Below are 1,049 nucleotides of genomic sequence, written 5' to 3'. Positions count from 1 at the left end.
CCTGATTAGAAACGTGTCTCAGCAGGCTCGTCCAGTGAGCCACTGAGCCCGTAACCTGATCTCTCCTGAAGACGGAGAGTTCCGATGTCCAGCCACCAGATCCAATTCCAGCCCGGCATGTCGATTCCTGAGTTTCTGACCCACTTTGGCACCGAAGCGCAGTGTGCCGATGCGATTCGGCGCTCGCGTTGGCCGGATGGGTTTCGCTGCCCGCGTTGCGCCAGCGTGCAGCACTACGTTGTCGGTCACGGTGCCCGCAAGTTGTTCCAGTGCGGTGCGTGCCGCCACCAGACCTCGCTGACTGCGGGCACGCTGATGGAGCACACCAAGCTGCCGCTGACGACCTGGTTCCTGGCCATCCATCTCATCAGCCAGGCCAAGACCGGCATCTCGGCACTGGCCCTCAAGCGCGATCTGGGGGTGAGCTACCCCACCGCCTGGCTGCTGCACCACAAGATCAACACCGCCATGGCGCACCAGGAGGCAGCGCACCGGTTGGATGGCTTCGTGCAACTGGACGACGCCTACCTCGGAGGAGAGCGCTCTGGTGGCAAAGTCGGCCGGGGCTCGGAGAACAAGGTGCCCTTCGTGGCGGCGGTGTCGTTGAACGCAGCTGGCCAACCAATGCGCTTGAAGCTCGATCTGGTCAAGGGCTTCACGTGCGAATCCATCTCCAGGTGGGCCAAGGCCAGCCTGCTGCCCGCCACGGTTGTCACCAGCGACGGGCTGGCATGCTTTGCAGCCGTCACTGATGCAGGCTGTGTCCACACGCCCAGGGTGGTGGGGGCCCTCAAGCCGCGTCATCTGCCCGAGTTCAAGTGGATCAACACCATGCTGGGCAATCTCAAGACCACGCTGGCTGGAGCCTTCAAGGCACTGAAGTTCCGCAAGTACGCCCAGACTTATCTCGCAGCCTTTGCCTACCGATTCAACCAACGCTTCGACCTGCGCGGCCTCATCGCAACCTTGATCGTGGACGTGGCAAAGACCCGGCCGGTCAAGGAAAAAGTCATCAGAGACAGGCATGCTGAGGCACGTTTCTAATCAGG

The 1,049-nt window shown here is 61.9% G+C and carries 1 protein-coding gene; it reads left to right on the top strand.

The window, feature by feature from the left end; genetic code table 11:
- Positions 1-84 precede the first annotated feature (84 nt).
- Positions 85-1,044, top strand: a complete 960-nt coding sequence (locus ACOVRJ_RS09915; RefSeq protein WP_422043686.1) for an IS1595 family transposase — start codon at positions 85-87, stop codon at positions 1,042-1,044.
- The last annotated feature ends 5 nt before the right edge of the window (positions 1,045-1,049 follow it).

The sequence above is a fragment of the Roseateles sp. genome, assembly GCF_049240545.1.
Taxonomy (GTDB): Bacteria; Pseudomonadota; Gammaproteobacteria; order Burkholderiales; family Burkholderiaceae_C; genus Paucibacter_A.
This window is presented reverse-complemented; position numbering and strand designations above follow the sequence as displayed.

What these genes read in the sequence shown, in the direction of transcription:
- ACOVRJ_RS09915 (WP_422043686.1), top strand. Translation starts at nt 85, where the DNA reads ATGTCCAGCCACCAGATCCAATTCCAGCCCGGCATGTCGATTCCTGAG.